4 protein-coding genes are annotated in these 4,264 nt (G+C 27.6%); 3 read left to right on the top strand and 1 reads right to left on the bottom strand.

Annotated elements, in window-relative coordinates:
* Nucleotides 1–121 precede the first annotated feature (121 nt).
* On the bottom strand, nucleotides 122–694 hold the full coding sequence (locus PHC28_RS16225) for a response regulator transcription factor (protein WP_300103130.1): 573 nt from the start codon (nucleotides 692–694) through the stop codon (nucleotides 122–124).
* Nucleotides 695–1,297: 603 nt separating this feature from the next.
* Here PHC28_RS16225 and PHC28_RS16220 point away from each other — a divergent pair.
* The 3 genes from PHC28_RS16220 to PHC28_RS16210 all read left to right on the top strand — a co-directional run.
* Entirely contained in the window at nucleotides 1,298–2,320 is a 1,023-nt protein-coding gene (locus tag PHC28_RS16220) for a PAS domain-containing protein (protein WP_300103128.1), read from the top strand.
* The gene (locus PHC28_RS16215) at nucleotides 2,317–2,808 is read left to right on the top strand and encodes an ATP-binding protein (protein ID WP_300103124.1); all 492 of its coding nucleotides are present in this window, start codon (nucleotides 2,317–2,319) and stop codon (nucleotides 2,806–2,808) included. Before PHC28_RS16220 ends, PHC28_RS16215 begins: the two co-directional genes overlap by 4 nt.
* 441 nt (nucleotides 2,809–3,249) lie before the next feature.
* A partial coding sequence (locus tag PHC28_RS16210) for a thrombospondin type 3 repeat-containing protein (protein WP_300103121.1) occupies nucleotides 3,250–4,264 on the top strand: 1,015 nt, incomplete at its 3' end.

The raw sequence follows: 4,264 nt of genomic DNA, 5'->3' as shown, positions 1-4,264 counted from the left end.
CGTATATGTATCAAATCTATTGCTAGTTGGTTGCTCCTCAGCAGAGCCAATGTCCTCTTCAATTTGACGGAGGTAATTTAACTAATCTAAAATAAAAAATCACCAACTATTTTTGACCACATTACCTGAAAACTCTACTTTTGTATGTGCTAACAGTTGATGCTTTTATGTCAAGCTTGTTTGCTATTTCAAGATTTCCTTCACCAGAAACTAATAACTCAGAAATTTGAAGTTCTCTTTCAGATAGAGTGTCAAAAGGGTTTATTGAAGTTTTATTGATGTTGGATTTTATGATTTTTTTGATAATATCTGGTGTAACAAAATTACCATCTATTAATATAGAATAAATAGCCTTCACTATTAATTCTTCATCACTTTGTTTGTTTAAAAAACCGTTAGCTCCCGCTAATATATATTGACAGGCATAATCTTCACTATCATTTGCAGAAAAGATTAATATTTTTACATCAGGTTGAAATGATCTGATTTCTTGAATCATTTCTCTGTTTTTTCCACCAGGTATATTTATATCTAAAATTATTAAACTAAGACTGTTGTTTTTTAAAACCGAAATTGCTTCCAGATAATTCTTTGCTGTTATAATCTTTACATCACTAAGGTGTTCTTCTAAAATCATAGAAATTCCTGTTCTTACTACCAAGTGGTCATCAACGATTAAAATTACATTTGACATATAGTCTAAAATTTATAAATGTTAAATTAGATAGTTTACGCGATGCATTTATTAAAAATGGATATTACAACTTTTAAAATTACCCTAAATTATTAGGACAATTATATAAAAAACATATCAATATATTAATCAATCTATCGTATAACAAATGTAAGCTAAAATATAATATTTCAAGGAATAAACTACCATAAATGTAGATGTATTTCTACATCATATAATAACTATTTCTACAATTTTTGATTGTCAAAATATTGAGTTGTTTCTATTTTTACATAATGATAGTGTTGTCTAAAATGATTGAAAATATTATTTATTCAAGTTATTAATATTGGTTGTATAAAATTTAAATGCAGTAATTATTATGAAGACAAAAAAAATGATAGTTATTTACTTAGTTAAATTATGGTTATTGATTACTAGGTAGTTAGAAGTGGCTTTAAAGATAGACAATAAGAAAATGGAAGTAAATATTACTACAAGTACAGCAGGAGAAGTTATGTAAGGGTTTTATGTAAAAGTTTTAAAGTTGATAAATATGTCTAGTTTTCTCAAAAGAAATATTTTTTACAAGTATATATTATAATTTTTAAAATAAATATTAATATGATTATTGGATTCTTAAATATTGCAAATTATAAAAGAATAGATTCTTTGAATAAAACTGGATATGAGCTAATTCCAGATGCTTTATTGGTATTTGAATGTGGTTCAGATGATTGTGATATTAAATTGTTAAATGGATCTATTTATGAAATGTTTGAAATATCAGAAAAGGATATTTTAAACAAAAATGAATTGGCTATATATGAAAGAATATTTCCAGAAGATAGAGAATTGGTTCTTGAGTCAATAATTTGTATTGATGAAATCGATAATAAAAGAGATATAGAGTTCAGGGTTTTATTGCCACAAAAAGGGTTATGTTGGTTCAGAATTTCAATAAATAAGATAAAGAGTCTGGATGAAGTTGTTTTTTTCTATGTTAAAATTTCCAATATAACTGATTTTAAAAATGGAGAGTTGAAATATAAAATTGCTAATGAACGATTTGAGTTAGCTTTAGAAGATTTGAATATGGGGGTTTGGGATTGGGATCTTAGGACTAACATTGTTTTTTTTTCTTCTCAGTTATTAAAAATATATGAATTAGAAAGTGATGGTATTTATGAAAAGCTAAGTCATTGGAATTCGACAATTTATCAGGATGATTTTGAAGAGTACCATTCTGCTATGCAAGATTATCTGTGTAATAAATCTCCTTCATATGAAAATTACAGACGCATTTTTACTTCAAGTGGAAAATGTAAATGGATTTTAGATAGAGGAAGAGTTGTAGAGCGTGACACAAATAATAAACCATCGCGAATGATAGGTTCTTTTAGAGAAATATCTAATCCAAAAGAAAATGAATTAGAATCAGTCGAGTCTTTAAAGCGTGTTAGGGAGGAAAATAAACGATTGATGAATTTTTCTCAAATTGTTTCTCATAATTTCAAAAATATAGCAGGTAATATTAGATTAATACTTGATTCTATTGATTTAGACACGGCTACTATTGATGAAAATAAAAAAATGCTATTTTATTTGCAAAATATTTCAAATGACTTGGATAATTCATTAATTTGAATGATTTAGTGGCTATTCAAAATAATGCTAATCTTAGAATTGAGCCCTTAAAATTAAGTTTATATATAAATAATACTATTAATGCAGTTACAATGTATGGTTTTGACAATAATGTAACAATAATTAATCGAGTGCCAAAAAATACGCTTGTTAGTTTTAATTCGGCCTATTTGGAAAGTGTTTTGCTAAATTTAACAACGAATGCCATAAAATATGCTCATCCTGATAGATTACCTGTTATTGAATTTGATTTTTGTATAAAAAAAAATAAAAAAGTTTTAGCGGTTAAGGATAATGGTTTGGGGATAGATTTAGAAAAATATGAAAAGCTATTGTTTGGTTTATACAATACATTTCATAATAATGATAAGGCAAGTGGAATAGGTTTATATATTACAAAAAATCAAATAGAGGATATGAAAGGAAAAATTAACGTCACAAGTGAAGTTGGAGAAGGAACTGTATTTGAAGTTGTTTTTAATGATTAATTAAGAATTAAGTGATTTTTGTGTAAATGGCATAGATTATTAACTGTTTGACGTGTTATTAGCTTTCTTAATTCTAGTTAGTGGTTAAAAAAAAATACTCACATATTTCTAGTAGAACCAAAATCTAAATTTTAATATTTAGTAATTTATAATATACAAATGAATAATGAAATGTGTTTGTGTTATTTGTAATATTTCAAAATAATTAATTATGAAGTTGTTTCAAATTTGTTTTAAAATTTCTTAGGAAAAAATATTTATGACTTTTGAACAAGAAAAAGAGATGAATATTTTTTATGAAATGTTATTGAAAATAAGTAAAAAAAAGAAGAGATTTTAATATTGAAAGAATTATGAAAAAACTTTATCCAAATGTCGATTTAAAAGCAATTCAGAAAAATTAACAATATAAATAAATAAATAAATAAATAAATAAAAAAAATGAAACAAACTAACAAATTTTTATTAATGGTATTAACGGCGATGTCTATTAGTACTTATGCACAGAATAGTAATAATCCTTGGGCAATTACAATTGGAGTAAACGCAGTTGATACGCGTACTAGTGCTGGTGGAGGAAAAAACTTTATTGATAGGCATTTTTCCCAAATGTTCAATGTAAATGAAAATTGGAATATCCTTCCCTCTGTTTCCTATTTAGGAGTAGCTAGATCGATTGGGAATAATTTTTCGGTAGGTATTCAAGGATCTATAAATAAAATAAATAAATACGTAGATTTTGATCCTACTGCAGCTGGTCATAATGGAGCTGGATATATTGTGACTAATCCTGGAGATTTAATGTATTATGGTATAAATGCAAATCTTAAATACAGCTTTATGAGTTTGATTAAATCTAAAGTGATTGATCCTTCTTTACATATTGGAGCTGGATATACTTTTTTGGGAAAAGAAAGTTATGGTACTATTAATCCGGGTGCTGGATTGATTTTATGGTTTAATGATAATGTGGGTTTTTCGTTAGAAACTTCTTATAATACATCATTGAAACATCCACATAGAAATTATTCTGGTACGCATACGCCAGACTCCCCTTCACTTTTTCAGCATACAGCTGGAATTATTTTCCAATTTGGGGGGAGTGATAAAGATGGAGATGGAATTGCTGATAAAGATGATGCTTGTCCAGAGGTTAAAGGTTTGAAACAGTTCAATGGATGTCCCGATACAGACGGTGATGGAATTGCTGATAAAGATGATGCTTGTCCAGATATTTTTGGTTTGGCAGCATTGAATGGTTGTCCTGATACAGATGGTGATGGAATTGCTGATAAAGATGATGTATGTCCGAATGTTAAAGGAATTGCTTCCTTGAAAGGTTGTCCAGATGCAGATGGAGATGGAATTGCTGACTCTGATGATAAATGTCCTACAGTAGCTGGTACTAAGTCTAATGATGGGTGTCCAGTAATTGATACTGATGGCGATGGTATTC

This window comes from Flavobacterium sp. (assembly GCF_028712645.1).
Taxonomy (GTDB): domain Bacteria; phylum Bacteroidota; class Bacteroidia; order Flavobacteriales; family Flavobacteriaceae; genus Flavobacterium.
Note: the sequence above shows the minus strand (reverse complement) of the source record. Positions and strands in the feature narration are given on the sequence as shown.